This window comes from Streptomyces sp. NPDC050504 (genome assembly GCF_044458065.1).
In the GTDB taxonomy this organism is placed as follows: domain Bacteria; phylum Actinomycetota; class Actinomycetes; order Streptomycetales; family Streptomycetaceae; genus Streptomyces.
On the sequence record NZ_JBITHO010000008.1, the window covers coordinates 65,689 to 88,789 of the forward strand.

Consider the following 23,101-nt stretch of genomic DNA (forward strand, 5'->3'; position numbering starts at 1 on the left):
AGCATGAAGATCGACTGGGCAGCTCTCGGCTCCGTCTTCGGAGTCAGCCTCGTGTGCACCGTGGCCCTGGTGGGCCTGTTCACCCTCGGCATCGTGGGCCTCTCCAAGCAGGAGCAGGCCTCGGCGCAGGGCGGCTCCGCGGCCCTCGCCCGGACCGGTGCCTACGCGTGCTTCGCGCTCTGCGCGGCGGCCGTCACGTACGGCATCTACCTGATCGTCGCCTGAGCCGCGCCACCGGCGCGTCACCTTCGAGGCCCGTGGGGCGGACGGCACTTCGGTGCCGTCCGCCCCACGGGCCTTCGCGCTGCCCCACCGCCCCCGTGTGGGCCTCAGCACACTCTCCGCCGCAGGTCAACGGCGAGTTGACGGGTCTTCGCGCAGCGTGGTGGACTGCCCGAGCCAATACGGCAGCTGCAGAGGAAGCCGGTGCGAAACCGGCGCGGTCCCGCCACTGTGACCCGGGAGACGATCCCCGGAAGCCAGGAACTCTCGCCGCCGGTCACGTCGAACCAGGGCGCGGACACCCTGAGTGAGGACACATAACGCCATGCCCGGCTGCACCGCGCGCCGCCCCCTGCCCGATCCGGCGGGCTGAACCCATGCGAGCCGAGCGAGTCTTCGCCTGGGGCGCCGCTGCCGGTTTCGCCGCGGACCTGGTGTTCGCCGACCCGCGCAGGGCCCATCCCGTCGCCGCCTTCGGGCGGGCCGCCGCCGCCGTCGAGAGCGCGCTGTGGCGCGACCACCGCGGCCGGGGCGCGCTGCACACCGCGGTCTGCGTCGGGGGCGCGGCGGCCGCCGCCGCACTCGCCGCGCGCGCCGCGCGCCGCAGCGCCCCCGCGTCCGTCGCCCTGACCGCCGCGGCCACCTGGGCCGTCGTCGGCGGCACGTCGCTCGGCCGGGAGGCCACCGCGATCGGCGGGGCGCTGGAGGCCGGGGACCTCGACGTCGCCAGGGAGCGGCTGCCGCACCTGTGCGGACGCGACCCGCAGGCCCTGGACGGCGCCCAGATGGCGCGCGCCGTCGTGGAGTCCGTCGCTGAGAACACCTCGGACGCCGTCGTCGGCGCGCTCGTGTGGGGCGCGCTGGGCGGCGTCCCCGGCCTCGTCGCCTTCCGCGCGGTCAACACGCTGGACGCGATGGTGGGCCACAGGTCGCCGAAGTACCTGCGGTACGGCTGGGCATCGGCGCGCCTCGACGACCTGGCGGGCTGGCCGGGCGCCCGGCTCACCGCGCTGCTGGCGACCGCCGCGGGCGGGAACCCGGGCGGCGCGCTGCGGGCCTGGCGCACGGACGCATCGCGCCACCCGAGCCCCAACGCGGGACCCGTCGAGGCGGCGTTCGCGGGCGCGCTCGGGGTACGGCTCGGCGGGACGCTCTCGTACGGCGGGCGGATCGAGCACCGGGCGGTGCTCAACGGGGACGCGCGGGCCGTGGGGTCCGCGGACATCGCGCGCGCGGTGCGGCTCTCGCGCCGGGTCGGCGCGCTGGCGCTGGTGGTCTGTGCGGGGTCGCGACTGGCGGCCGGGGCGTGGAAGCGGAGGCGTACGGCATGAGCGGCACGACAGGTACGGGCACGGGCGGCGGGCTGCTCGTCGCGGGCACCACGTCCGACGCGGGCAAGAGCGTCGTCACGGCCGGGATCTGCCGCTGGCTGGTGCGGCGCGGGGTGAAGGTCGCGCCGTTCAAGGGGCAGAACATGTCCCTCAACTCGTTCGTGACGCGCGAGGGCGCCGAGATCGGGCGGGCCCAGGCCATGCAGGCGCAGGCCGCGAAGGTGGAGCCGTCGGCGCTGATGAACCCGGTGCTGCTCAAGCCGGGCAGCGACCGCTCCAGCCAGGTCGTGCTGCTGGGCAAGCCGATCGGCGAGCTGAGCGCGCGCGGCTACCACGGCGGGCGGCAGCGGGAGCTGTTCGAGCCCGTCATGGCGTGCCTGGAGGAACTCCGGGGCAGCCATGACGCCGTGATCTGCGAGGGGGCCGGCAGCCCGGCCGAGATCAACCTGCGCCGCACCGACATCGTCAACATGGGGATCGCGCGCGCCGCGCGACTGCCCGTGCTGGTCGTCGGCGACATCGACAGGGGCGGGGTCTTCGCCCAGTTCTTCGGTACGACGGCGCTGCTGGGCCCCGAGGACCAGTCGCTGGTCGCGGGCTACCTGGTGAACAAGTTCCGGGGCGACGTGACGCTCCTTGAGCCCGGCCTCGACATGCTGCACGGGCTCACCGGGCGCCGCACCTACGGCGTGCTGCCCTTCGCGCACGGCCTGGGCATCGACGAGGAGGACGGGCTGCGGGTGTCCCTGCGGGGCGCGGTCCGCGAGTCGGTCGTGGCGCCGCCGGTCGGCGAGGACGTGCTGCGGGTCGCGGTGTGCGCCCTGCCGCTGATGTCCAACTTCACGGACGTGGACGCGCTGGCCGCCGAGCCCGGCGTGGTCGTGCGGTTCGTGGACCGGGCCGAGGAACTGGTGGACGCCGACCTGGTGGTCGTGCCGGGGACCCGGGGCACCGTGCGGGCCCTCGCCTGGCTGCGCGAGCGGGGGCTCGCGGACGCGCTGGCGCGGCGGGCCGCGGAGGGGCGTCCCGTGCTGGGCATCTGCGGCGGGTTCCAGGCGCTCGGCGAGCACATCGAGGACGAGGTGGAGTCGCGGGCCGGGAGCGTGGCCGGACTCGGGCTGCTGCCGGTGCGGGTGCGCTTCGAGCGCGAGAAGACGCTGGCCAGGCCGGTCGGCACGGCGCTGGGCGAGGACGTGACGGGGTACGAGATCCACCACGGCGTCGCACAGGTGCTGGGCGGGGAGGCGTTCCTCGACGGGTGCCGGGTCGGGGCCGTGTGGGGCACGCACTGGCACGGGTCGCTGGAGAGCGACGGCTTCCGGCGGGCGTTCCTGCGCGAGGTCGCGGCGGCGGCGGGGCGGCGGTTCGTGCCGGCGCCCGACACCTCGTTCGGGACGCTGCGCGAGGAGCAGTTGGACCGGCTCGGCGACCTGATCGAGGAGCACGCGGACACGGACGCGCTGCTGCGGCTCATCGAGGACGGGGCGCCGGAGGGGCTGCCGTTCGTGCCGCCCGGTGCGCCGTGAGCGACGTGTCCACGGCGACGACGACCACGCCCGGTGGGCTCGCCACCCGGGCCGCACGCACATGAGTCACACGCGGGAGGAAGACTTCGGATGACAGGCACCGCTCACTACCCCTTCACCGCGATCGTCGGGATGGACGACCTGCGGCTCGGGCTGTTGCTCAACGCCGTCTCGCCCGCCATCGGCGGCGTCCTCGTGCGCGGCGAGAAGGGCACCGCGAAGTCGACCGCCGTGCGCGCGCTCGCCGCGCTGCTGCCGGACATCGACGTCGTCCCCGGCTGCCGCTTCGCCTGCGCCCCGGCGAGCCCCGACCCCCGCTGCCCCGACGGGCCGCACGAGGCCGGGAGCGGGGTCGAGCGGCGGGGCACCCGCATGGTCGAACTGCCCGTCGGCGCCTCAGAGGACCGGCTCGTCGGCGCGCTCGACATCGAGCGGGCCCTCGCGGACGGCGTGAAGGCGTTCGAGCCCGGTCTGCTCGCCGACGCGCACCGCGGCATCCTCTACGTCGACGAGGTCAACCTCCTCCACGACCACCTGATCGACCTGCTGCTCGACGCGGCGGCCATGGGCTCCTCGTACGTGGAGCGCGAAGGCGTCTCCGTACGCCATGCCGCGCGGTTCCTGCTCGTGGGGACGATGAACCCCGAAGAGGGCGAGCTGCGGCCGCAGTTGCTCGACAGGTTCGGGCTGACCGTCGAGGTCGCGGCGTCCCGCGAGCCCGAGCAGCGGGTGGAGGTCGTGCGGCGCAGGCTGGCGTACGACGACGACCCGGCGGCCTTCTCGGCGCGCTGGACCGACGACGAGGCCGCGCTGCGCGGGCGCGTCGTCGCGGCGCGGGCGCTGCTGCCCGAGGTGGTGCTCGGCGACGGCGTACTGCTCCAGATCGCCGCGACCTGCGCGGCGTTCGAGGTCGACGGGATGCGCGCCGACATCGTGATGGCGCGCACCGCGACGGCGCTCGCGGCCTGGGCCGGGCGCGCCGAGGTGACCTCCGAGGACGTGCGGCAGGCCGCGCTGCTGGCCCTCCCCCACCGGCGTCGGCGCAACCCGTTCGACGCGCCTGGGCTCGACGAGGACAAGCTCGACGAGACGCTGGAGCAGTTCAGGGACGAGAACGAAACGGGCGACGGCGACGACGAGCCCGAGCCCGACCCGGACGGCGGCCCCGACGGGGGCGGCGGCGGTGGCATTCCGCCGCAGGGCGACGCGCCCGACTCCCCCGCCGACAACGGCGGGGCCACCGGGCCCGCCGAAGCCCCCGGGCCCGCCGACGCGCCCGCCGCGCCCTCGGGTGCCGGGGAGCAGGCGGCCGTGCGGGCCGCCGAGCCGTTCCGGACCAAGGTGCTGAGCGTTCCCGGGCTGGGCGAGGGCGCGTCCGGGCGCCGCTCCCGGGCCCGTACCGACCACGGCAGGACGACGGGAGCGCAGCGCCCCAAGGGCGCGCTCACCAAGCTGCACCTGGCCGCCACCGTGCAGGCCGCCGCCCCGCACCAGCGGGCGCGCGGGCGGTCGGGGCGCGGGCTCGTGGTGCGCAGGGACGACCTGCGGCAGGCGATGCGCGAGGGGCGCGAGGGCAACCTCGTGCTGTTCGTGGTCGACGCGTCGGGGTCCATGGCGGCCAGGCAGCGCATGAGCGCGGTCAAGGGCGCGGTGCTCTCGCTGCTGCTCGACGCCTACCAGCGGCGCGACAAGGTCGGGCTCGTCACCTTCCGGGGGCGGGACGCCGAGGTGGCGCTGCCGCCGACCTCGTCGGTGGACGCGGCGGCCGCCCGCCTGGAGACGCTGCCGACGGGCGGGCGCACCCCGCTGGCGGCCGGGCTGCTCAAGGCGCACGAGGTGCTGCGCGTGGAGCGGCTGCGCGATCCGGCCAGGCGTCCGCTGCTGGTCGTGGTGACCGACGGCCGGGCGACCGGCGGCCCCGACCCGGTGGCGCTCGCGGCGCGGGCCGCGCGGCTGCACGAGGGCGAGGGCGTGGCGTCGGTGGTCGTGGACTGCGAGTCGGGGATCGTACGGCTCGGGCTCGCCCGCGAGCTGGCCGGTCAACTGGGCGGCACGGCCGTCACGTTGGACGAGCTGCGGGCCGACTCGATCGCCGGTCTGGTCAGGGACGTACAGGGTGTGCAGGGATCTTCGAGGAGGGCCGCTTAATGCCGCAGGGACAGCCGAGCGTAGTACCGCAGGACGGGCTGACGACGCGTCAGCGGCGCAACAGGCCGCTGACGATGGTCCACACGGGCATCGGCAAGGGCAAGTCGACGGCCGCCTTCGGGATGGCGCTGCGCGCCTGGAACCAGGGCTGGCCCGTCGGGGTGTTCCAGTTCGTCAAGTCCGCGAAGTGGAAGGTCGGCGAGGAGAACGCGCTCAAGGTGCTGGGCGCCTCCGGCGAGGGCGGGAGCGTCGACTGGCACAAGATGGGCGAGGGCTGGTCGTGGATCCAGCGCGACGGCGAGATGTCCAACGAGGACAAGGCGCGCGAGGGCTGGGAGCAGGTCAAGCGCTGCCTGGCCGACGAGACGTACAAGTTCTACGTCCTCGACGAGTTCGCGTACCCGCTGCACTGGGGGTGGATCGACGTCGCCGAGGTCGTCTCGGTGCTGCGGGAGCGGCCCGGCACGCAGCACGTGGTGATCACGGGGCGCAACGCGCCCGCCGAGCTGTGCGGGTTCGCCGACCTCGTGACGGACATGTCGAAGGTGAAGCACCCGATGGACGCGGGCCAGAAGGGGCAGAGGGGCATCGAGTGGTAGCACGTCTCGTCCTCGCCGCGCCGTCCTCGGGGAGCGGCAAGACCACCGTCGCGACCGGCCTGATGGCCGCGTTCTCGGCGGCCGGGCTCGCCGTGTCCCCGCACAAGGTGGGGCCCGACTACATCGACCCCGGCTACCACGCGCTGGCCACCGGCCGCCCGGGGCGGAACCTCGACGCGTACCTGTGCGGCCCGGGACTGGTCGGGCCGCTGTTCGCGCACGGGTCCGCCGGGTGCGACCTCGCCGTGGTCGAGGGCGTGATGGGGCTGTACGACGGGGCCGCGGGGCAGGGCGAGACGGGTTCCACGGCGCAGGTCGCCAAGCTGCTGAGGGCGCCGGTCGTGCTGGTCGTCGACGCGTCGTCGCAGTCGCGGTCGGTCGCCGCGCTGGTGCACGGGTTCGCGTCCTGGGACCCCGAGGTGCGGATCGGGGGCGTGATCCTCAACAAGGTCGGCTCCGACCGGCACGAGGAGCTGCTGCGCGAGGCGCTGGACGGGTCGGGCGTGCCGGTGCTGGGCGCGCTGCGGCGCGAGCGGCAGGTGCGGACGCCGTCGCGGCACCTGGGGCTCGTACCGGCCGTGGAGCGGCAGGCCGAGGCGGTCGACGCGGTCGCGGCGCTGGCCGAGCAGGTGCGGCGCGGGTGCGACCTGGAGGGGCTGCTGGCGCTCGCGCGGTCGGCGCCCGAGCTGGGCGCGGAGGCGTGGGACCCGGGGGTCGCTTCCGGGGCCGCTTCCGGGACCGGGACCGGGGCCGGGACCGGCGTCGGGTCCGAGGGCGGGGCAGGGGGCGGGGCTGAGGCCGGGGCCGGGGTGCGGGTCGCCGTCGCCAGCGGGGCCGCGTTCTCCTTCTCGTACGCCGAGCACTCCGAGCTGCTCGCGGCCGCCGGGGCCGAGGTCGTGCCGTTCGACCCACTGCGGGACGAGAAGCTGCCCGACGGGACGCGCGGGATCGTCATCGGGGGCGGCTTCCCCGAGGTGTACGCCTCCGACCTGTCCGCCAACGCGCCGCTGCGCGAGGCCGTCGCCGCGCTCGCCCGCACCGGGGCGCCGGTCGCCGCCGAGTGCGCGGGGCTGCTGTACCTGTGCGGGTCGCTCGACGGGCAGCCGATGTGCGGGGTGATCGACGCCGAGGCGCGGATGTCGGAGAAGCTGACGCTCGGCTACCGCGAGGCGGTGGCCGTCAGCGACAGCGCCCTGCTGGCCGCCGGGTCCCGGATGCGCGGGCACGAGTTCCACCGGACCGTGGTCGAGCCGGGGGCGGGGGCCGCGCCCGCGTGGGGCATGCACCTGCCGCACAAGCGCGTCGAGGGCTTCGTGCAGGGCGGGGTGCACGCCAGTTACCTGCACACCCACTGGGCGGCGTCGCCGGGCATCGCGCGGCGGTTCGTCGAGCGGTGCGTGGCCTTCTGATGCGGTCAGCCCGCGAGGCCCACCACGAGCCAGACGAACGCCACGCCCGCGACCGTGCACAGCAGGGTCGAGCGGGCGGGGTGGTCGTGGTGCGCCTCGGGAAGGATCTCCGCCGCCGCCAGGTAGAGCAGGGCGCCGCCGAAGAAGCCGAGATAGCTGCCGAGCAGTTCCTCCGGCAGGGTGAAGAGCAGCGTGGAGGCCGCGCCGACGACGGGCGCGAGCGCGTCGGCGATCAGCATCAGCACGGCCTTGCGGCGCGCGTTCCCGTACAGGCTGGTCAGCGTGTACGTGTTGAAGCCGTCCGCGAAGTCGTGCGTGATGACCGCGAGCGCCACGGCCAGCCCCATCCCGCCGCCCACCTGGAACGCCGCGCCGATCGCGATGCCGTCCATCAGGCTGTGGCCGACCATCGCCGCGGCGGCCGTCATGCCGACCTGCGGCACGCGCTCGCCCGGCGCGGCTCCGTGCGCCGCCTGGCGGACCGCGAGCAGCCGCTCCAGCAGGTGGGCCGCGAGGAAACCGGCCACGAACAGCAGCAGCGCCTGCGGCACGCCGAAGCGCTCCTCGCCCGCGGCCTCCAGCGCCTCGGGCAGCAGTTCGAGGCCGACGACGCCGAGCATCAGTCCGCCCGCGAGGCCGAGCACCAGGTGGCGCCGGTCGGTGACGCGCTGGGCGGTCCAGCCGCCGAAGAGCGTCATCAGGAACGCGCCGATTGCCACGAAGACCGCCATGCCCCTTGCTAACCCAGGTTCCGCGGCGGCGCCCGCCGAACGCGCCGGACTCGTCGTCGGGGTGGGCGCGTGCCGCGACACCCCGGTGGACGAGGTGGCGGAGCTGGTCGCGGACGCGCTGCGGGACGCCGGGCTGCGCGCGTCCGACGTGGTGGCGTTCGCGACGGTGGACGTGAAGGCCGACGAGCCGGGGATCGTGGGGGCGGCGGCGCGGTTCGGCGTGCCGGTGCTCTCGTACGGGGCGGGGGAGCTGGCGCGCGTCGCGGTGCCGCACCCTTCGGCGCGGGCCGCTTCGGTGATCGGCACGCCGTCGGTGGCGGAGGCGGCGGCGCTCGCGGGGGCGGCGGGGTTCGCGGGGGCGGCCGGGTTCGCGGAGGCGGCGGGGTTCTCGGGGGCCCTTGGGGGCGGCCCCCTGCTCGTACCCAAGCGGAAGTCGGCTCCGCGGGGACGGCCGGCGCAGGCGACGTGTGCCGTGGCCGGTGTGGCTGCCGGGGATTGGCGGGACCCGTCGCCGGGGATGGGGGTACGGGCGGCCTTAAGTGATCGCTCGGACCGAGTCATTCGGCCATCTGCTGACACAGACCATCCAAGAGACAGTCGAGAGTGCTAGGCGAACGGGCGCTCCGGCCGTCTCCACGTTTCGACCCCTGCGACGGCCCATGTATACGCACCCTGATCCCGACGCCCACGACCTGCGCCACCACGGGGACGCGGAAGTGCGCGGCGGCGGTCTCACCGATCTCGCGGTCAACGTCCGCGGCGGCACTCCCCCGCACTGGCTGCGCGAGCGCATAGCCGAATCCCTCTGCGGGCTCGCCGCCTATCCGGACGGCACTGCGGCGCGCGCCGCCGTCGCCGCGCACCACGGGGTGCCGGTGGAGCGGGTGCTGCTGACGGCGGGCGCGGCCGAGGCGTTCGTACTGATCGCCCGCGCGCTGCGGGTACGGCGGCCGGTCGTCGTGCATCCGCAGTTCACCGAGCCCGAGGCGGCGCTGCGGGACGCCGGGCACGCGGTGGGGCGGGTGCTGCTGGGCGCCGCGGACGGCTTCCGGCTCGATCCGGGGGCCGTGCCCGACGGGGCGGACCTGGTGGTGGTCGGCAATCCGACGAACCCGACCTCGGTGCTGCACCCGGCGGGCGCCCTGGAGAAGCTGGCCCGCCCCGGGCGGGTGCTGGTGGTGGACGAGGCGTTCATGGACGCGGTGCCGGGCGAGCGGGAGTCGCTGGCCTCGCGCACGGACGTGCCGGGCCTGGTGGTGCTGCGCAGCCTCACCAAGACCTGGGGACTCGCGGGGCTGCGGATCGGGTACGTGCTGGCCGACCCGGCGACGATCGGCGCGCTCTCCCGGGCGCAGCCGCTGTGGCCGGTTTCGTCGCCCGCGCTGGCGGCGGCCGAGGCGTGCGTGGAGCCGCGCGCGGTGGCGGAGGCGGCGGCCGCGGCGCGGCGGATCGCGCAGGACAGGGCCCATCTGCTGGCGGGACTCGCGGAGTTCGACGAGGTGCGGGCCGTGGAACCGGCCGAGGGGCCGTTCGTGCTGGTGCGGACGGACGACGCGGCGGCGGTGCGGGAGCGGCTGCGGGCGCTGGGGTTCGCGGCGCGGCGCGGGGACACGTTTCCGGGGCTCGGGGCGGACTGGCTGCGGTTGGCCGTCCGGGACAGGGCGACGACCAACCGCTTCCTCCAGGCGCTGGACCAGGCGTTGACGCTGGTCAGGCGCTAGCGGCGACAGGCGGGGGCCTGCCCCGCGCGCGTCCCCGCGCGCGGGCGGGGCAGGCCCCCGTGGCGTCAGCCGCGCCTGGAGCGCGCGACGGCGACCGTGGCGCCGCCCGCGACGAGCAGCAGGAGGGCGCCGCCCGCGAGGTACGGGGTGGTGGAACTGCCCCCCGTCTCCGCGAGGTTGTCGGCCCGCGGCACCGGCTTCGGGTCCTTCGCCTCGACGGGGTCGGTGCCGGTCTGCGGCCTGACGTCGGGCTTGGCGGGCGCGGGCGCCTTGCGGATCGTGGGCGTCCGGCACGTCGCCTCGGCCAGAGTGACCTCGCCGGTCACCTTCGCGACGTTGAGTTCGAGCGGGTTGACGGACACCCTGAGCCGGAGCGCGGCGGCAGCGGCGGTGCGCGAGGTGGTCTCCGTCCTGGAGTAGTCGACGCTCACCTCGCCGACGCCCGGCACCGCGACGCGCGTGGTGCCGCCCGCGGTGAGCGTGATCCGCTTGCCCAGGACCGTGATGCCGCCGAGGAGGTTGGACTCGGCGACGGGCTTCTCGCCCGCCGCGCAGATCGCCTTGGAGGTGACCTGCTCGACCTCCACGAGGGAGAGCAGCGGCAGCCCCGGCACGTGCAGCTTCGCGCGTACGAGGTTGGCGTGTCCCTCCGCGCCGCGCGCGTCGGCCTTGGCCGTGGCCTTCGCGACGTCCGCGCGCAGCAGGCTGAACGGCTTGCCCCCGTCGACGCCGTCGAGGTCGACGGTGAGCGTGGTCCTGCCCGCGCTCGTGCGGTCGCCCTTGGGCGCGCGCACCGCGTTGAGCTCGGCCTTCAGCGGGACCTGGACGGCGTTCTGGAGCAGGGACACGTCGAGCCCCGCGCGGAGCACCACGGCGCTCGCCTCGCCGTCGCTCGCCTCGGTGGCGCGGGCGGGGAGGGCGGTGGCCACGGTGACGGCGGTCGCCGCGGCGACCGTCGCGACGGAGGTGAGGAGAGCGCCGTTGCGGAAGGTGTTGCTGTTCAAGGTGGTGGAACCCCCACGAGAGAAACGGTGGCCGCGCGCGCTCCGCCGATGGGGGACATCGCGGGGGGCGTGGCGGCTGCGACTCCGGAATCTTTACGCACAATGAGTGAAGTGACAGTCACCTGCCGTGAGTTCACCCCATCGTGGGGTTGCCGTATGTCCGTTCGGAACTGTCGTCTCGGGCGCCCCAGATGCCCCCGCTGCCCGCGGGGGGGGCGCGTTTCGCCTGCGGCGGGCGGCACCCCACCCCGTCCCTTCCCGAAACCCTCCGGGGGCCCTGCGGGGCTGGGTGGGTACGCGCGGCATGTGCCCCACCCTCGCGCAGTTCCCCGCGCCCCTAACGGGGCGGGGAGGGGACCGCCCCGCGCAGCGGAACCCGCACCCCGGGCAACGGGACCCCCTCGAACCCGCACCCGCGCGCCCCGCGCCCCCTCAGCCGATCACCGTCCCGTTCAGGACCACTCTGCTCGGTGCCGCCAGGACGCGGACGTCCGTCCTCGGGTCCTGTGCGTAGACCACCAGGTCCCCCGGCGCCCCCTCCTCCAGGGACGGGCGGCCCAGCCAGGACCGCGCACCCCAGGTCGTCGCCGACAGGGCGGCCACCGGCGGGATGCCCGCCTTCGTCAGCTCCTCGACCTCCGCCGCCACCAGGCCGTGCCCCAGCGAGCCGCCCGCGTCGGTGCCGACGAAGACCGGGACGCCCGCGTCGTACGCGGCCCGCACCGTGTCGTAGCGCCGCTCGTGCAGCCGCCGCATGTGCGCCGACCACGCCGGGAACTTCGCCTCGCCGCCGTCCGCGAGGTGCGGGAACGTCGCGATGTTGACCAGTGTCGGGACGATCGCCACGCCCCGCTCGGCGAACAGCGGGATCGTCTCCTCGGTGAGCCCCGTCGCGTGCTCGACGCAGTCGATGCCCGCCTCCACCAGGTCCCGCAGCGAGGACTCGGCGAAGCAGTGGGCCGTCACCCGCGCCCCGTGCCGGTGCGCCGCCTCCATCGCCTCCTCCAGGGCCCACCGCGGCCAGCAGGGCGCGAGGTCGCCCTCGCCGCGGTCGATCCAGTCGCCGACGAGCTTGACCCAGCCGTCGCCGCGCCGCGCCTCGCGCGCGACGTACGCGGCGAGGTCGCCCGGCTCGATCTCGTGCGCGTAGTTGCGGATGTAGCGGCGGGTGCGGGCGATGTGCCGGCCCGCCCTGATGATCTTCGGGAGGTCCGCGCGGTCGTCGATCCAGCGGGTGTCGGCCGCCGAGCCCGCGTCCCTGATGAGCAGCGTCCCCGCGTCCCGGTCCGCCACCGCCTGCTTCTCGCTCGTGGCGTCGTCCACCGCGCCGTGCCGGTCGAGCCCGACGTGGCAGTGCGCGTCGACCAGGCCGGGCAGCGCCCAGCCCTCGACCGTGACCGCGGCGGCGCGCGGGCGCTCGAAGGTGATCCGGCCCCCGACCACCCAGAGTTCGTCCCTGACCTCGTCGGGGCCCGTGAGCACCCGCCCCTTCACGTGCAGCACCGTGTGATCGCTCATGTCCAGCACAGTACGGCGCCCTGGGTACCCTCAAACGGCAGAGCCCGAGAACACCGATTCGAAGCGAAGAGAGCACGACCGTGACCCTGACGCACCCCCTCCTCGACCTGGCCCCGCTGAGCGCCGCGCACTTCGCGGACATCGAGCGCCGCGTCGCCCGGCTGCTCGGCACGGAGCAGGACGTGGTGATCACGCAGGGCGAGGCGCTGCTGCCGCTCGAAGGCTGCATCCGCAGCGGCGCGCGGGCCGGTTCGACCGCGCTGAACGTCGTCACTGGCCCGTACGGGCAGACCTTCGGCAACTGGCTGCGGGACTGCGGCGCGACCGTCGTCGACCTGGAGGTGCCGTTCCACACGGCGGTCACCGCCGAGCAGGTCGAGCGGGCGCTCGCCGAGCACCCGGAGATCGACTTCGTCTCGCTGGTGCACGCGGAGGCCGCGACCGGCAACACCAACCCGGTCGCGGAGATCGGCGAGGTCGTACGGGCGCACGGCGCGCTGTTCTACCTGGACGCGGTCGCCTCGATCGGCGCCGAGCCGGTGCTGCCCGACGCGTGGGGCGTGGACATGTGCATCATCGGCGCGCAGAAGGCGATGGGCGGGCCCGCCGGGGTCTCGGCGGTGTCGGTGAGCGAGCGCGCGTGGGAGCGGTTCGCCGCCAACCCGGCCGCGCCCCGGCGCTCGTACCTCTCCCTGCTGGACTGGAAGGAGCGGTGGATCGACGGCGGCAGGAAGGCGCTGCTGCACGCGCCCGCGCAGCTGGAGATGCTCGCGCTCGAAGCGTGCGTGGAGCGCATCGAGGCGGAGGGCCTGGAGGCCCTGATGGCCCGGCACGCGGCGGCAGCGGCGGCGACCCGCGCGGGCGCGGTGGCGCTCGGCGGGGGCCTGGAGCCGTACGTGTACGAGGCGAAGGACGCGGCGCCCGTGGCGACGACGCTGCGCTCCCCCGCCGGGGTGGACGCCTCCGAGCTGGTGGCGCGGGCGCTGGCGGCCGACCCCTCGCTGCCGCTGATCGCGGGCGGCGGCGCGCTCGCCAAGGAGATGGTCCGGGTGAACCACTACGGGGTCGACGCCACGCGCGGCGCCGTGCAGTCCTCGCTGGCCGCGCTCGGCGCGGCACTGAGCGAGTTCGGCGCGCAGGTCGACCTGGAGGCGGCCCGCCGCGCGGTGACGGAGTCCTGGAAGTAGGACCCGTTCGCACGGGCCGGTAATTCACCGGCCATTCCATTCGCGTTCCCCGAGCGGGGTCCCGCCCCATGAAAGGCAGGACCCCGCTTTCTGCTGCCCCCGTTCGCCGGGCGCAAACATCTGAATTCCATCGGCGCCGAACCCCTCCCCCGCTGTGATCGACACCACAACTCCGGCGAATTGCCCGGATTTTTCGGGATGAAAAGGCGCAATGGAATCGAGTTCACGCCCGCGCGAATAACACAGCCCGATCCCCTTCCACGCACCCGCCCCACAGGAATACTTCGATTTCCCTGGGTAGGGACGACCGACATGACCGCCGCACAAGCAGCCATCGTTTTCGAAAGCCCACGGGTGGAGGACGGCGCCGAGATCTGGCGCATCGCCCGTGACTCCGAAGTGCTCGACCTCAACTCCTCGTACAGCTATCTGCTGTGGTGCCGCGACTTCGCCGCGACCTCCGTCGTGGCGCGCGGCGCAAACGGCACGCCCGTCGCCTTCATCACCGGCTACGTACGGCCCGAGCGCCCCGGCACGCTGGTCGTCTGGCAGGTGGCCGTGGACCGCGGCCACCGGGGCGCGGGCCTGGCCGGCGCCCTGCTGGAGGAGTTGACGCGGCGCGTGGCGCGCGAGCGCGGGCTGCGTGCGGTCGAGACCACGGTGACGCCCGACAACACCGCGTCCGACCGCCTCTTCGCCTCTTACGCGCGGCGCCACGGCGCCCTGCTCAGCCGCGAAGTCCTCTTCGACGGCGGGCTGTTCCCCGACGGGGCGCACCAGCCCGAGGTGCTGTACCGCATCGGCCCCCTCCACCTCACGGGAGACACGAAGTGACCATCACCCCGCCCGCCCTGAGCGTCTTCGAGACCCTTGAGTCCGAGGTGCGGAGCTACTGCCGCGGTTGGCCCGCCGTGTTCGACCGCGCGCAGGGCGCCCGCCTGACCGACGAGGACGGCCACGAGTACCTGGACTTCTTCGCCGGGGCCGGATCGCTCAACTACGGCCACAACAACCCCGTACTGAAACGGGCGTTGATCGACTACATCGAGCGCGACGGCATCACGCACGGCCTCGACATGGCGACGACCGCCAAGCGCGCCTTCCTGGAGTCGTTCCAGAACGTGGTGCTGCGCCCGCGCGACCTGCCGTACAAGGTGATGTTCCCCGGCCCGACCGGCACCAACGCCGTCGAGGCGGCGCTGAAGCTGGCCCGCAAGGTGAAGGGCCGCGAGTCGATCGTGTCGTTCACCAACGCGTTCCACGGCATGTCGCTGGGCTCGCTCGCGGTCACCGGCAACGCCTTCAAACGGGCCGGGGCCGGAATTCCGCTGGTGCACGGCACGCCGATGCCGTTCGACAACTACCTGGAGGGCCGCACGCCGGACTTCCTCTGGTTCGAGCGGCTCCTTGAGGACCAGGGCTCGGGGCTCAACCAGCCCGCCGCGGTGATCGTCGAGACGGTGCAGGGCGAGGGCGGCATCAACGTCGCGCGCCCCGAGTGGCTGCGCGCGCTGGCCGGTCTCTGCCGGCGCCGCGACATGCTGCTGATCGTCGACGACATCCAGATGGGCTGCGGCCGCACCGGCGCCTTCTTCTCCTTCGAGGAGGCGGGCATCACCCCGGACATCGTGACGCTGTCGAAGTCCATCAGCGGCTACGGACTGCCCATGTCGCTCTGCCTGTTCAAGCCGGAGCTGGACATCTGGGAGCCGGGCGAGCACAACGGCACCTTCCGCGGCAACAACCCGGCCTTCGTGACGGCGGCCGCCGCGCTCGACGCCTACTGGGCCGACGGACAGATGGAGAAGCAGACCCTCGCGCGCGGCGAGCAGGTCGAGCAGGCGCTGCTGGCGGTCTGCGACGAGCACGCCGGGCTCGGTGCGCGCTACCGCGGCCGGGGCCTGGTCTGGGGCCTGGAGTTCGACGACGGGCGGCGCGCGTCCGCGGTCTGCGCGCGCGCCTTCGAACTGGGGCTGCTGCTGGAGACCTCGGGGCCGCGGAGCGAGGTGGTCAAGCTGCTGCCGCCGCTCACCGTGACGCCCGACGAACTGGACGAGGGGCTGCGCACGCTGGCCCGTTCCGTCCGCGAGACCGCCTGAGAACCCGCGTCCGAACCACCCGTACGACCGAGGGAGTTGCACCACCGTGATCGTCCGATCGCTCCGGGACATCGAGAACACCGACCGCCACGTGAAGGCCGCGTCGGGGACCTGGGAGAGCAAGCGCATCGTGCTCGCCAAGGAGAGGGTCGGCTTCTCGCTGCACGAGACGGTGCTCTACGCGGGCACGGAGACCTCCATGTGGTACGCCAACCACATCGAGGCCGTGCTCTGCGTGGAGGGCGAGGCAGAGCTGACCGACCACGAGACCGGCGCGACGCACTGGATATCCCCCGGCACGATGTACCTGCTGGACGGCCACGAGCGCCACACGCTGCGGCCCAAGACGGACTTCCGCTGCGTCTGCGTCTTCAACCCGCCCGTCACCGGACGGGAGGACCACGACGAGAACGGCGTCTACCCGCTGCTCACCGAGGAGGGCTGAACCATGACCACCGTTGCCGACCTCTACCCCACGCGCGGCGCCGCCGAGGTGACCACCCCGCGCCAGGACCCGGTGGTCTGGGGCGACCCGACGGGTCTGGAGTCGTACGAGCGCGACGGCTTCCTCGCCGATCCCGGGCTGCTCTCCGACGACGAGGTGGCGCTCTACCGCACCGAGCTGGAGCGGCTGATCGCCGATCCCGCCGTGCGGGCCGACGAGCGCTCGATCGTCGAGCGCTCGTCCGGGAACGTCCGCTCGGTCTTCGAGGTGCACCGGCTCAGCGAGGTCTTCGCGGGCCTGGTGCGCGACGAGCGGCTGGTGGGCCGGGCCCGGCAGATCCTCGGCTCGGACGTGTACGTCCACCAGTCGCGCGTCAACGTGAAGCCCGGCTTCGGGGCCTCGGGGTTCTACTGGCACTCCGACTTCGAGACCTGGCACGCCGAGGACGGGCTGCCGAACATGCGGACCGTGTCGGTCTCGATCGCGCTGACCGAGAACTACAGCACCAACGGCGGCCTCATGATCATGCCGGGCTCGCACCTGTCGTTCCTGGGCTGCGCGGGCGCGACGCCGACCGACAACTACAAGAAGTCGCTCCAGATGCAGGACGCGGGCACGCCGTCCGACGAGGCGCTGACGAAGCTGGCCGACGCGCACGGCATCCGGCTGTTCACCGGCCGGGCGGGGGCGGCGACGTGGTTCGACTGCAACTGCATGCACGGGTCGGGCGACAACATCACGCCGTATCCGCGCAGCAACGTCTTCATCGTCTTCAACAGCGTGGAGAACGCGGCGGTCGAGCCGTTCGCGGCACCGGTCAGGCGCCCGGAGTTCATCGGGGCGCGGGACTTCACGCCGGTGCGGTGAGCGCGGAGGCGCGCGAGTGAACGCGGACGTGCGCGAGCGAACGCACGCGTACGCGGGTGAGCGCGTACGCGTAAGGGGCGCCCTCCCCGGCGGGGCGCCCCTTACGCAGCTCATCTCACAGGGTCGGGTAGTCGATGTACCCCTCGTCGCCCGGCGCGAAGAACGTCGCCTTGTCCGCCTCGTTGTACGGGCCTTCGGCCTTGAGCCGGGCGGGCAGGTCGGGGTTGGCGAGGAAGAGCTGGCCGAAGGCCAGGACGTCCGCCGTGCCGTCCTCGATCAGCCCGAGCGCGCGGTGGTCGGTGGGGCCTTCGGTCGCCGGGTTCAGCACGAACGTGCCGGTGTAGCGCTTGCGCAGCTCCAGCGTGACGTCCCGGAAGCCGGGCACCATCTCGACGACGTGCAGGAAGCCGAGGCCCAGCGGCTCCAGCGCGTCCACGAGCGCGGTGTACGTCTCCTCGACGTCGGTCTCCGCGATGTCGTTGTACGGGTTGCCCGGCGAGAGGCGGATGCCGGTGCGGGCGCCGCCGATCTCCGCCGCGACCGCCCTGGCGACCTCGACGGCGAAGCGGTTGCGCTTCTCGATCGAGCCGCCCCACTCGTCGGTGCGCAGGTTGGTGTTGGCGGCGATGAACTGGTGGATGAGGTAGCCGTTGGCGCCGTGGAGCTCGACGCCGTCGAAACCGGCCTCGATCGCGTTGCGGGACGCGGCCACGTAGTCGTCGACGGTCGCCAGGACCTCGTCGCCGGTCAGCTCGTGCGGGGCGACGAAGTCCTTCATGCCCTGGGCCGTGTAGAGCTGCCCCGCCGGGGTGACGGCGGAGGGGGCGACGCTGCGCAGGTCCTGTCCGGGCCAGACGTCGGGGTGGCCGATGCGGCCCGCGTGCATGATCTGGGCGACGATGCGCCCGCCCTTCGCGTGCACGGCGTCGGTGACCCCGCGCCACGACGCGACCTGTTCGCGGGAGTGCAGTCCAGGCGTGCCGGGGTAGCCCTGGCCGACGACGGAGGGCTGGATGCCCTCCGAGACGATCAGCCCGGCGGAGGCCCGCTGGGCGTAGTACTCGACCATCGAGCCGGTGGCGGTGTGGCCGTCGGGGTTGGCGCGGCTGCGGGTCATGGGGGCCATCGCGATGCGGTTGGCGAGCGGTGTGCCCGCGAGGTCCACGGGGTCGAATGCAGTGGTCATGGCGGGCTCCCAAAATTTATGTGGTCGACCAAACATTTCCGTCGCGAGCCACTGTAGCCCAATTACTTGGTCGACCAAGGTAAAATCTGGGTACGGGGCGGTCGGGTGATCGGTGACCTTGGGAGATCCTGGGTCCCGGAGGGCCCGGCACTCGGAACCCGCCCCGCCGCGACACCCTGGAGGACCCGATGAAGCCCGAGACCCCGGCCGAGCCCGTCTGTACGGAGGCGGGTGCGCCGCCCTGCGCCGGGGAGGCGGTGGCGGTCGGCGCTTCGGACAGTTGCGCGCCCGTGAGCAACGCCGTTTCCCGCGTCGCCCGGATGCACCGGGTGACCGCGGGCAAGCTGCTCAAGAGCGCCGGGATCTATCCCGGGCAGGAGTTCTTGATGCTGCACCTGTGGGCGGAGGGTCCGGCCCGGCAGTCCGAGCTGATCAAGGCCGTCGCGCTCGATCCGTCGACGGTCACCAAGATGCTCCAGCGGCTGGAGCAGACGGGTCTCGTACGGCGCAGCCCCGACCCGGCCGACCGGCGCGCGGTGCTCGTGGAGGCCACGGAGCAGAGCTGCGCGCTGCGGTACGCGGTGCAGGAGGCGTGGCTGCGGCTTGAGGAGTACACCCTCGACGGGCTCGACGAGGGGGAGCGGGCGGAGTTGGCGCGGCTGCTGGGGAAGGTGGAGGGGAATCTGGTGCGGGCGTCGGGGTGCGGGCCGGAGGGTGGGGGTGCGGGCGGGGGCGGGTGTTAGGGGGACCGTTGCCCGGGGGCGCCGTTTTCGCCGGGGGTGGGTGGTGCCCTGCGGGCCGGTGGTGGCTTGCTCGCGCAGTTCCCCGCGCCCCTAAAGGGGCGCCTGTGCTGAACGGAGTCCGGTACGGCGGACCGCCTAGGGGCGCGGGGAACTGCGCGAGGGTGGGGCACACGCCGCACACTCCCCTACAGCCACGCCAACGCCGCCGCCCGCTCCAGGGCGTGCTGGGCCGCCCCCGGGTCCCCCGACGTGCCCCGGGGCACCTCCGCCACCGGATAGCGGCCCCCTATCAGCAGGCAGAAGTCCACCGGATGCAGCACCAGTTGCGCCGCCACCGGCTCCTCCTCCGAGCCCAGCACCCACTCCTGGGCCGTACCGTCGGACCACTCGACGGTCAGCAGGACGGGCGCCGCGTCCTGCCCCAGCGCCATGTTCAGGATGCGCACCGCGAGACCGACGAGGCGGCGCAGCTGGGGGTCGGGCGGCGGCGGTACGGTGCGGCCGATCGCGCGGCCGATGTCGTCCGTGTGCACCCAGGTCTCGAACGCCCTGATCAGGAAGTGGTCGGCGACGGGCAGCCGGACGCCCATCAGCTCGGTCGCGCGGGCGGCGAGCTCCGCGTCGTACGCGGCCGGATCCGTCAGCAGCGCCCTGGTCTGCGCGTACCAGCTCGCCCTCGTCTCGGCGGGCGTGCGCGGGCCCTCGTGGGCGAGGGCCGCCGCGGTGCGTGCCGCCCAGGCCTCCCGCCAGCCGCCGCCGAGCGGCACGTCCACGGGCGGGATCCGCGCGGGGTGCCCGAGGCGCACGGCGAGCGGCTCGTCGGCGGCGATCAGGTGCGCGACGGTGCCGTGCGCGTCCCAGCCGTTCGCCACGGGCGTCCCCCACGCCCCGAGGTCGTCCAGCTCCCGCAGCAGCGCGTCCAGTCCGGCGACGGCCGCGGCGTACGGGGCGGCGTGCGCGGCGACCGCCGGGGCGCCGCCCCTGGTGCGCAGTGCGGCGCGGACGACGGCGTCGCGGGCCATGGGCGCCCGCCCCGACGCCCCGTTGCCGTACGGGCCGCTGCCGTACGGGCCGTTGCCGTACGGGCCGCCGTTGCCTCGGGGTGCGCCGTTGCCGCGGGGGCCGCCGCCCGCCCCCGCCATCAGGCGCACCGTCTCGCGCAGCCGCGCGGAATCGGCGGCGCACTGGGCGCACTCCGCGAGGTGGTCGCCGACCCGTGACGCGTCGCCCGGCAGCGCCGCGCCCACGGCCAGCGCCGCCACCAGGTCCCGCAGCTCCTCGTGCCCTTCGGCCATCAGACGCCCCTTTCCACGGCGGTGCCCGGCGGGTCGGCCAGCAGGTCGGCCAGCTTGTGGAGCGCGGCGCGGAGCCTGGTCTTGGCCGTGCCCTCGGGAATGCCCAGCTCGGCCGCGGCCTGCCGGTAGGTGCGGCCCGCGAAGTATGCCAGGTGGACGATCTGACGCTGCGGGAGCGGGAGTTCGGCGAGGGCGGCGTGCAGGAGCAGCGACCGCTCGATGTCCGGGTCGGCGGGCGTGGCCTCCTGCCGGGGCTCGGCGGACAGGGTGTGGGCCGCCTTGCGGTGCCGCTCCTCGCCGCGCACCCAGTCCACGGCCCGCCGGTGCGCGAGCATCGAGAGCCAGGTGCGCAGCGTGCCGCGGCGCGGGTCGAAGGCGTAGGGGCGGGACCAGAGGTGCGTGAAGACCTCCTGCGCGACGTCCTCGGCCGCGGCGGGCGAGCGGGTCACGCGCAGCGCGACGTGGTGGACCAGCCCGCCGAAGGCGTCGTACGCCTCGGCCAGCGCGGACTCGTCTCCGTACACGAGTCGTTGATGGAGATCGGTTTCCACCACCGGCACCACCTCGTGGTGCCCTTCCTAGCCCTCAGACGGACAGCACGTCCAGCACTCTGTCCACATCGGCAGTGGAGTTGTAGAGGTGGCAGGAGAGGCGGAGGTTGCCCGCGCGCGCGGAGTGCACGACGCCGGCGGCGGCCAGCTCGGGGCCGCGGTGCGCGAGGCCGGGCAGCGCGACGATCGCGGAGGTGCCGGGCACGACCGCGTGGCCGAGCCCGGCGAGGCCGGAGCGGAGGCGGGCGGCGAGCGCGGTGACGTGGGCGTGCACCGCTTCGGTGCCGACCTCTTCGAGCAGCGCGAGGGACTGCTCGGCCGCGTGGTACTGGAGGAACGCGGGCGGCACGTCGAACCGCCTCGCGTCCGGGGCGAGTTCGCCGCCGGGGCCGTAGACGGACGCCTCCTGGTCGGCGGCGGCGTACCAGCCCGCCTGGGCGGGCACGAGGGCGTCCTGGGCCTCCTCGGCGACGGTGAGGAAGGAGGTGCCGCGCGGGCAGAGCAGGTACTTGAAGCCGCCGACGACCGTGTAGTCCCAGTCGGCCGCCGACCAGGGCAGCCAGCCCATGGACTGGGTGGCGTCGACGAGGGTGCGGGCCCCGTGCGCGGCGGCGGCCTCGCGTACGGCCCCGAGGTCGGCGGTGCGGCCGTCGGCCGACTGGACGGTCGAGAACGAGACGAGCGCGGTGTCGGGGCGCACGGCGCCCGCGAGGTCCGCGAGCGGCACCTGCCGCAGCTTGAGGTCGCGGCGGCGCGCGAAGGGCATCACGACGGAGCTGAAGTCGCCCTCGGGGACGAGGACTTCGGAGCCCGTGGGGAGGGAGGCGGCGATGACCGCGGTGTGCGCGGTGACGGAGCCGCCGATGGCGACGCGGTCGGCGGGGACGTTCGCGAGCCGCGCGAAGGAGGCGCGGGCGGCCTCCACGGACGCGAAGCTGCCCGACCCCTCGTTGCGCCCGGCGGCAATGCGCTCCGCGAGGGAGGTGACGGCGGTGACCGCGCGGCGGGGCAGGAGGCCGCAGGAGGCGGTGTTGAGGTAGGTGGTCTCGACCGCGAACTCGGTACGTATCAGGGTGTCCATGGGCCTCAGCCTGCCGCAACCCCGCGGGGCGCGGGGGAGGCGGGGGCGGAGGTGCTCCTGCCCGCCGGGCAGAAGCACCTCCGCGCGGGAGACCGCGCCCCCGACCCCGCGTGCCCCTTACGCGCAGGTGCCGTCAGGGGCGCACGTCGCGCCCTCCGCCGCACCGCTCACCGGCGCCAGCGGCGCCCGGTCCTTCCAGGCCTGCTCCAGCGCCTGGGCGAAGACCTCCGCCGGTTGTCCGCCCGACACCCCGTACCTCCGGTCGAGGACGAAGAACGGCACCGCGTTCGCCCCCAGTTCCGCCGCCTCGCGCTCGTCCGCGCGGACCTCGTCCGCGTACGCGTCCTCGTCCGCGAGGACCGCCCGTGCCTCGGTCTCGTCGAGGCCCGCCTCCACGGCGAGGCCGATCAGCACCTCGGGGTCGAAGACGGAGCGCTCGTCCGCGAAGTTGGTGCGGTAGGCGAGGTCCAGGAGCGCGTCCTGGACGCCGCGCGCCTTCGCCAGGTGCAGCAGCCGGTGGATGTCGAACGTGTTGCCGTGGTCACGGCCTTCGAGGACGTATCCGAGCCCCTCGCCGTGCGCGTTGGACGCGACGTTGGCCTCCATGGAGCGGGCCTCGTCCAGGGTGCGGCCGTACTTCGCCGCGAGCATCTCGACGACCGGCGCCGTCGTGCCCCTGGGCGTGTTCGGGTCGAGCTCGAAGGAGCGGTGCACCACCTCGACGCCGTCGCGGTGCGGGAAGGCCGCGAGGGCCTGCTCGAAGCGGGCCTTGCCGATGTAGCACCACGGGCAGGCGATGTCGCTCCAGATCTCGACGCGCATGTCTCAGCTTCTCTTCTCTCCGGTTCCGGGGGTTTACTTGCATCTTCAACATACGGTTTGCCCGGATCATTCCCGGCCACCGGGTCCGTGTCCGGGTCCGGGTCCGTGCCCGGGTCCCGCTACCGGCCCGACGCCGGACCCAGCACGAGCCACAGCGCCAGGTGGTGGCCGACGCGCGGCTCGGCCGGATCCGGGCGCCAGCCGTGGCGCGCGTAGAACTCCTGGGCGCGGACGTTGTGCTCGTACACCTCAAGACGCACCGCGCTCACGCCCGCCGCGCGCCACCGCGCGACGCACGCGCCGTGCAGCGCGCCGCCGATGCCGCCGCTCCAGCGGTCGGGCCGCACGTGGAGCTGGGTGAGCGTCATCACTCCCCCGACCTCGCGGTGCGCCGCGACGCCGACCACCTCGCCGTCCCGCTCCGCGCACAGCACGTGGCCGCCCTCCACCGCGCGCTGCCAGCCGTCGCGGGTGCGGGCCAGCTCGGCGGGGCCGGCGTAGGCGTCCTCGGGGATGTGGCCCCGGTAGTACGTGGCGCGGGCCGCCGTGTGCAGGGCGGCTATGGCGTCGAGGTCGTCGGCGGTCGCTGTTCGGATCATGGTCTGGTGGACGCTCA

The 23,101-nt window shown here is 74.3% G+C and carries 21 protein-coding genes, 1 pseudogene and 1 riboswitch; of the genes and pseudogenes, 13 read left to right on the forward strand and 9 right to left on the reverse strand.

What is annotated here, in order from left to right; all coding sequences use genetic code 11:
* Window positions 1–3: 3 nt before the first annotated feature.
* The 6 genes from ACIBNE_RS28480 (at window position 4) to ACIBNE_RS28505 (ending at window position 7,235) form a co-directional block, all read left to right on the forward strand.
* Window positions 4–225, forward strand: coding sequence for a hypothetical protein (locus tag ACIBNE_RS28480; protein WP_399276458.1), 222 nt, complete (start codon window positions 4–6; stop codon window positions 223–225).
* A gap of 143 nt (window positions 226–368) precedes the next feature.
* A riboswitch (cobalamin riboswitch) is annotated at window positions 369–510 on the forward strand.
* An 89-nt stretch (window positions 511–599) separates the two neighbouring features.
* The gene (locus tag ACIBNE_RS28485; protein ID WP_399276460.1) at window positions 600–1,553 is read left to right on the forward strand and encodes a cobalamin biosynthesis protein; all 954 of its coding nucleotides are present in this window, start codon (window positions 600–602) and stop codon (window positions 1,551–1,553) included.
* Window positions 1,550–3,079, forward strand: a complete 1,530-nt coding sequence (locus ACIBNE_RS28490; protein WP_399276462.1) for a cobyric acid synthase — start codon at window positions 1,550–1,552, stop codon at window positions 3,077–3,079. The genes ACIBNE_RS28485 and ACIBNE_RS28490 overlap by 4 nt, the downstream gene beginning before the upstream one ends.
* 90 nt (window positions 3,080–3,169) lie before the next feature.
* A complete protein-coding gene (locus ACIBNE_RS28495; RefSeq protein WP_399276464.1) occupies window positions 3,170–5,227 on the forward strand; it encodes a putative cobaltochelatase in 2,058 nt (685 codons plus the stop codon).
* Entirely contained in the window at window positions 5,227–5,826 is a 600-nt protein-coding gene (cobO, locus tag ACIBNE_RS28500; RefSeq protein ID WP_399276466.1) for a cob(I)yrinic acid a,c-diamide adenosyltransferase, read from the forward strand. Before ACIBNE_RS28495 ends, cobO begins: the two co-directional genes overlap by 1 nt.
* Window positions 5,820–7,235 carry a cobyrinate a,c-diamide synthase gene (locus ACIBNE_RS28505; protein WP_399276468.1) on the forward strand — a complete coding sequence of 472 codons (1,416 nt, stop codon included), beginning with the start codon at window positions 5,820–5,822 and terminating at the stop codon, window positions 7,233–7,235. The genes cobO and ACIBNE_RS28505 overlap by 7 nt, the downstream gene beginning before the upstream one ends.
* A gap of 5 nt (window positions 7,236–7,240) precedes the next feature.
* Here ACIBNE_RS28505 and ACIBNE_RS28510 read toward each other — a convergent pair whose 3' ends face one another.
* Entirely contained in the window at window positions 7,241–7,966 is a 726-nt protein-coding gene (locus ACIBNE_RS28510) for a ZIP family metal transporter (RefSeq protein ID WP_399276470.1), read from the reverse strand.
* An 85-nt stretch (window positions 7,967–8,051) separates the two neighbouring features.
* Here ACIBNE_RS28510 and cobC point away from each other — a divergent pair.
* A pseudogene (gene cobC, locus ACIBNE_RS28515) lies at window positions 8,052–9,687 on the forward strand (Rv2231c family pyridoxal phosphate-dependent protein CobC).
* A 65-nt stretch (window positions 9,688–9,752) separates the two neighbouring features.
* Here cobC and ACIBNE_RS28520 read toward each other — a convergent pair.
* Window positions 9,753–10,691 carry an SCO1860 family LAETG-anchored protein gene (locus tag ACIBNE_RS28520; RefSeq protein WP_399276472.1) on the reverse strand — a complete coding sequence of 313 codons (939 nt, stop codon included), beginning with the start codon at window positions 10,689–10,691 and terminating at the stop codon, window positions 9,753–9,755.
* Between the two features lie 432 nt (window positions 10,692–11,123).
* On the reverse strand, window positions 11,124–12,209 hold the full coding sequence (locus ACIBNE_RS28525; protein ID WP_399276474.1) for an amidohydrolase family protein: 1,086 nt from the start codon (window positions 12,207–12,209) through the stop codon (window positions 11,124–11,126).
* 86 nt (window positions 12,210–12,295) lie between these two features.
* Between ACIBNE_RS28525 and ACIBNE_RS28530 the strand changes: the two genes are divergently transcribed.
* The 5 genes from ACIBNE_RS28530 (at window position 12,296) to thpD (ending at window position 16,807) form a co-directional block, all read left to right on the forward strand.
* On the forward strand, window positions 12,296–13,396 hold the full coding sequence (locus ACIBNE_RS28530) for a pyridoxal-phosphate-dependent aminotransferase family protein (protein ID WP_399277145.1): 1,101 nt from the start codon (window positions 12,296–12,298) through the stop codon (window positions 13,394–13,396).
* Between the two features lie 354 nt (window positions 13,397–13,750).
* Window positions 13,751–14,230, forward strand: coding sequence for a diaminobutyrate acetyltransferase (ectA, locus tag ACIBNE_RS28535; protein ID WP_399277147.1), 480 nt, complete (start codon window positions 13,751–13,753; stop codon window positions 14,228–14,230).
* Window positions 14,227–15,495, forward strand: coding sequence for a diaminobutyrate--2-oxoglutarate transaminase (gene ectB / locus ACIBNE_RS28540; RefSeq protein ID WP_399276476.1), 1,269 nt, complete (start codon window positions 14,227–14,229; stop codon window positions 15,493–15,495). The genes ectA and ectB overlap by 4 nt, the downstream gene beginning before the upstream one ends.
* A 46-nt stretch (window positions 15,496–15,541) precedes the next feature.
* Window positions 15,542–15,940, forward strand: a complete 399-nt coding sequence (locus ACIBNE_RS28545) for an ectoine synthase (protein ID WP_399276478.1) — start codon at window positions 15,542–15,544, stop codon at window positions 15,938–15,940.
* A 3-nt stretch (window positions 15,941–15,943) separates the two neighbouring features.
* Window positions 15,944–16,807 (forward strand): ectoine hydroxylase, encoded by an 864-nt coding sequence (gene thpD / locus ACIBNE_RS28550; protein ID WP_399276480.1) that lies wholly within the window; start codon window positions 15,944–15,946, stop codon window positions 16,805–16,807.
* Between the two features lie 115 nt (window positions 16,808–16,922).
* Here thpD and ACIBNE_RS28555 read toward each other — a convergent pair whose 3' ends face one another.
* Complete coding sequence (locus ACIBNE_RS28555) at window positions 16,923–17,993, reverse strand: alkene reductase (protein ID WP_399276482.1); 1,071 nt, start codon at window positions 17,991–17,993, stop codon at window positions 16,923–16,925.
* Window positions 17,994–18,181: 188 nt separating this feature from the next.
* On the opposite strand from ACIBNE_RS28555, the gene ACIBNE_RS28560 reads away from it, so the two are divergent.
* Window positions 18,182–18,736: a MarR family winged helix-turn-helix transcriptional regulator gene (locus ACIBNE_RS28560; RefSeq protein ID WP_399276484.1), complete on the forward strand. Its 555-nt coding sequence runs from the start codon at window positions 18,182–18,184 to the stop codon at window positions 18,734–18,736.
* A 185-nt stretch (window positions 18,737–18,921) separates the two neighbouring features.
* Here ACIBNE_RS28560 and ACIBNE_RS28565 read toward each other — a convergent pair whose 3' ends face one another.
* The 5 genes from ACIBNE_RS28565 to ACIBNE_RS28585 form a co-directional block, all read right to left on the reverse strand.
* Complete coding sequence (locus ACIBNE_RS28565; protein ID WP_399276486.1) at window positions 18,922–20,031, reverse strand: maleylpyruvate isomerase N-terminal domain-containing protein; 1,110 nt, start codon at window positions 20,029–20,031, stop codon at window positions 18,922–18,924.
* Entirely contained in the window at window positions 20,031–20,585 is a 555-nt protein-coding gene (locus tag ACIBNE_RS28570) for a sigma-70 family RNA polymerase sigma factor (RefSeq protein ID WP_399276487.1), read from the reverse strand. The genes ACIBNE_RS28565 and ACIBNE_RS28570 overlap by 1 nt, the downstream gene beginning before the upstream one ends.
* 31 nt (window positions 20,586–20,616) lie before the next feature.
* Entirely contained in the window at window positions 20,617–21,663 is a 1,047-nt protein-coding gene (locus tag ACIBNE_RS28575) for an aminotransferase class V-fold PLP-dependent enzyme (protein ID WP_399276489.1), read from the reverse strand.
* A gap of 117 nt (window positions 21,664–21,780) precedes the next feature.
* Window positions 21,781–22,485, reverse strand: a complete 705-nt coding sequence (locus tag ACIBNE_RS28580; protein WP_399276491.1) for a DsbA family oxidoreductase — start codon at window positions 22,483–22,485, stop codon at window positions 21,781–21,783.
* A gap of 119 nt (window positions 22,486–22,604) precedes the next feature.
* Window positions 22,605–23,084 (reverse strand): GNAT family N-acetyltransferase, encoded by a 480-nt coding sequence (locus tag ACIBNE_RS28585; protein WP_399276493.1) that lies wholly within the window; start codon window positions 23,082–23,084, stop codon window positions 22,605–22,607.
* Window positions 23,085–23,101: the final 17 nt, after the last annotated feature.

Bases quoted from the DNA above. Each gene is read 5' to 3' on its own strand.
- ACIBNE_RS28480 (WP_399276458.1), top strand. From the start codon at position 4: ATGAAGATCGACTGGGCAGCTCTCGGCTCCGTCTTCGGAGTCAGCCTC.
- ACIBNE_RS28485 (WP_399276460.1), top strand. From the start codon at position 600: ATGCGAGCCGAGCGAGTCTTCGCCTGGGGCGCCGCTGCCGGTTTCGCC.
- ACIBNE_RS28490 (WP_399276462.1), top strand. From the start codon at position 1,550: ATGAGCGGCACGACAGGTACGGGCACGGGCGGCGGGCTGCTCGTCGCG.
- ACIBNE_RS28495 (WP_399276464.1), top strand. From the start codon at position 3,170: ATGACAGGCACCGCTCACTACCCCTTCACCGCGATCGTCGGGATGGAC.
- cobO (WP_399276466.1), top strand. From the start codon at position 5,227: ATGCCGCAGGGACAGCCGAGCGTAGTACCGCAGGACGGGCTGACGACG.
- ACIBNE_RS28510 (WP_399276470.1), bottom strand. From the start codon at position 7,966: ATGGCGGTCTTCGTGGCAATCGGCGCGTTCCTGATGACGCTCTTCGGC.
- ACIBNE_RS28525 (WP_399276474.1), bottom strand. From the start codon at position 12,209: ATGAGCGATCACACGGTGCTGCACGTGAAGGGGCGGGTGCTCACGGGC.
- thpD (WP_399276480.1), top strand. From the start codon at position 15,944: ATGACCACCGTTGCCGACCTCTACCCCACGCGCGGCGCCGCCGAGGTG.
- ACIBNE_RS28555 (WP_399276482.1), bottom strand. From the start codon at position 17,993: ATGACCACTGCATTCGACCCCGTGGACCTCGCGGGCACACCGCTCGCC.
- ACIBNE_RS28560 (WP_399276484.1), top strand. From the start codon at position 18,182: ATGAAGCCCGAGACCCCGGCCGAGCCCGTCTGTACGGAGGCGGGTGCG.
- ACIBNE_RS28565 (WP_399276486.1), bottom strand. From the start codon at position 20,031: ATGGCCGAAGGGCACGAGGAGCTGCGGGACCTGGTGGCGGCGCTGGCC.
- ACIBNE_RS28575 (WP_399276489.1), bottom strand. From the start codon at position 21,663: ATGGACACCCTGATACGTACCGAGTTCGCGGTCGAGACCACCTACCTC.
- ACIBNE_RS28580 (WP_399276491.1), bottom strand. From the start codon at position 22,485: ATGCGCGTCGAGATCTGGAGCGACATCGCCTGCCCGTGGTGCTACATC.
- ACIBNE_RS28585 (WP_399276493.1), bottom strand. From the start codon at position 23,084: ATGATCCGAACAGCGACCGCCGACGACCTCGACGCCATAGCCGCCCTG.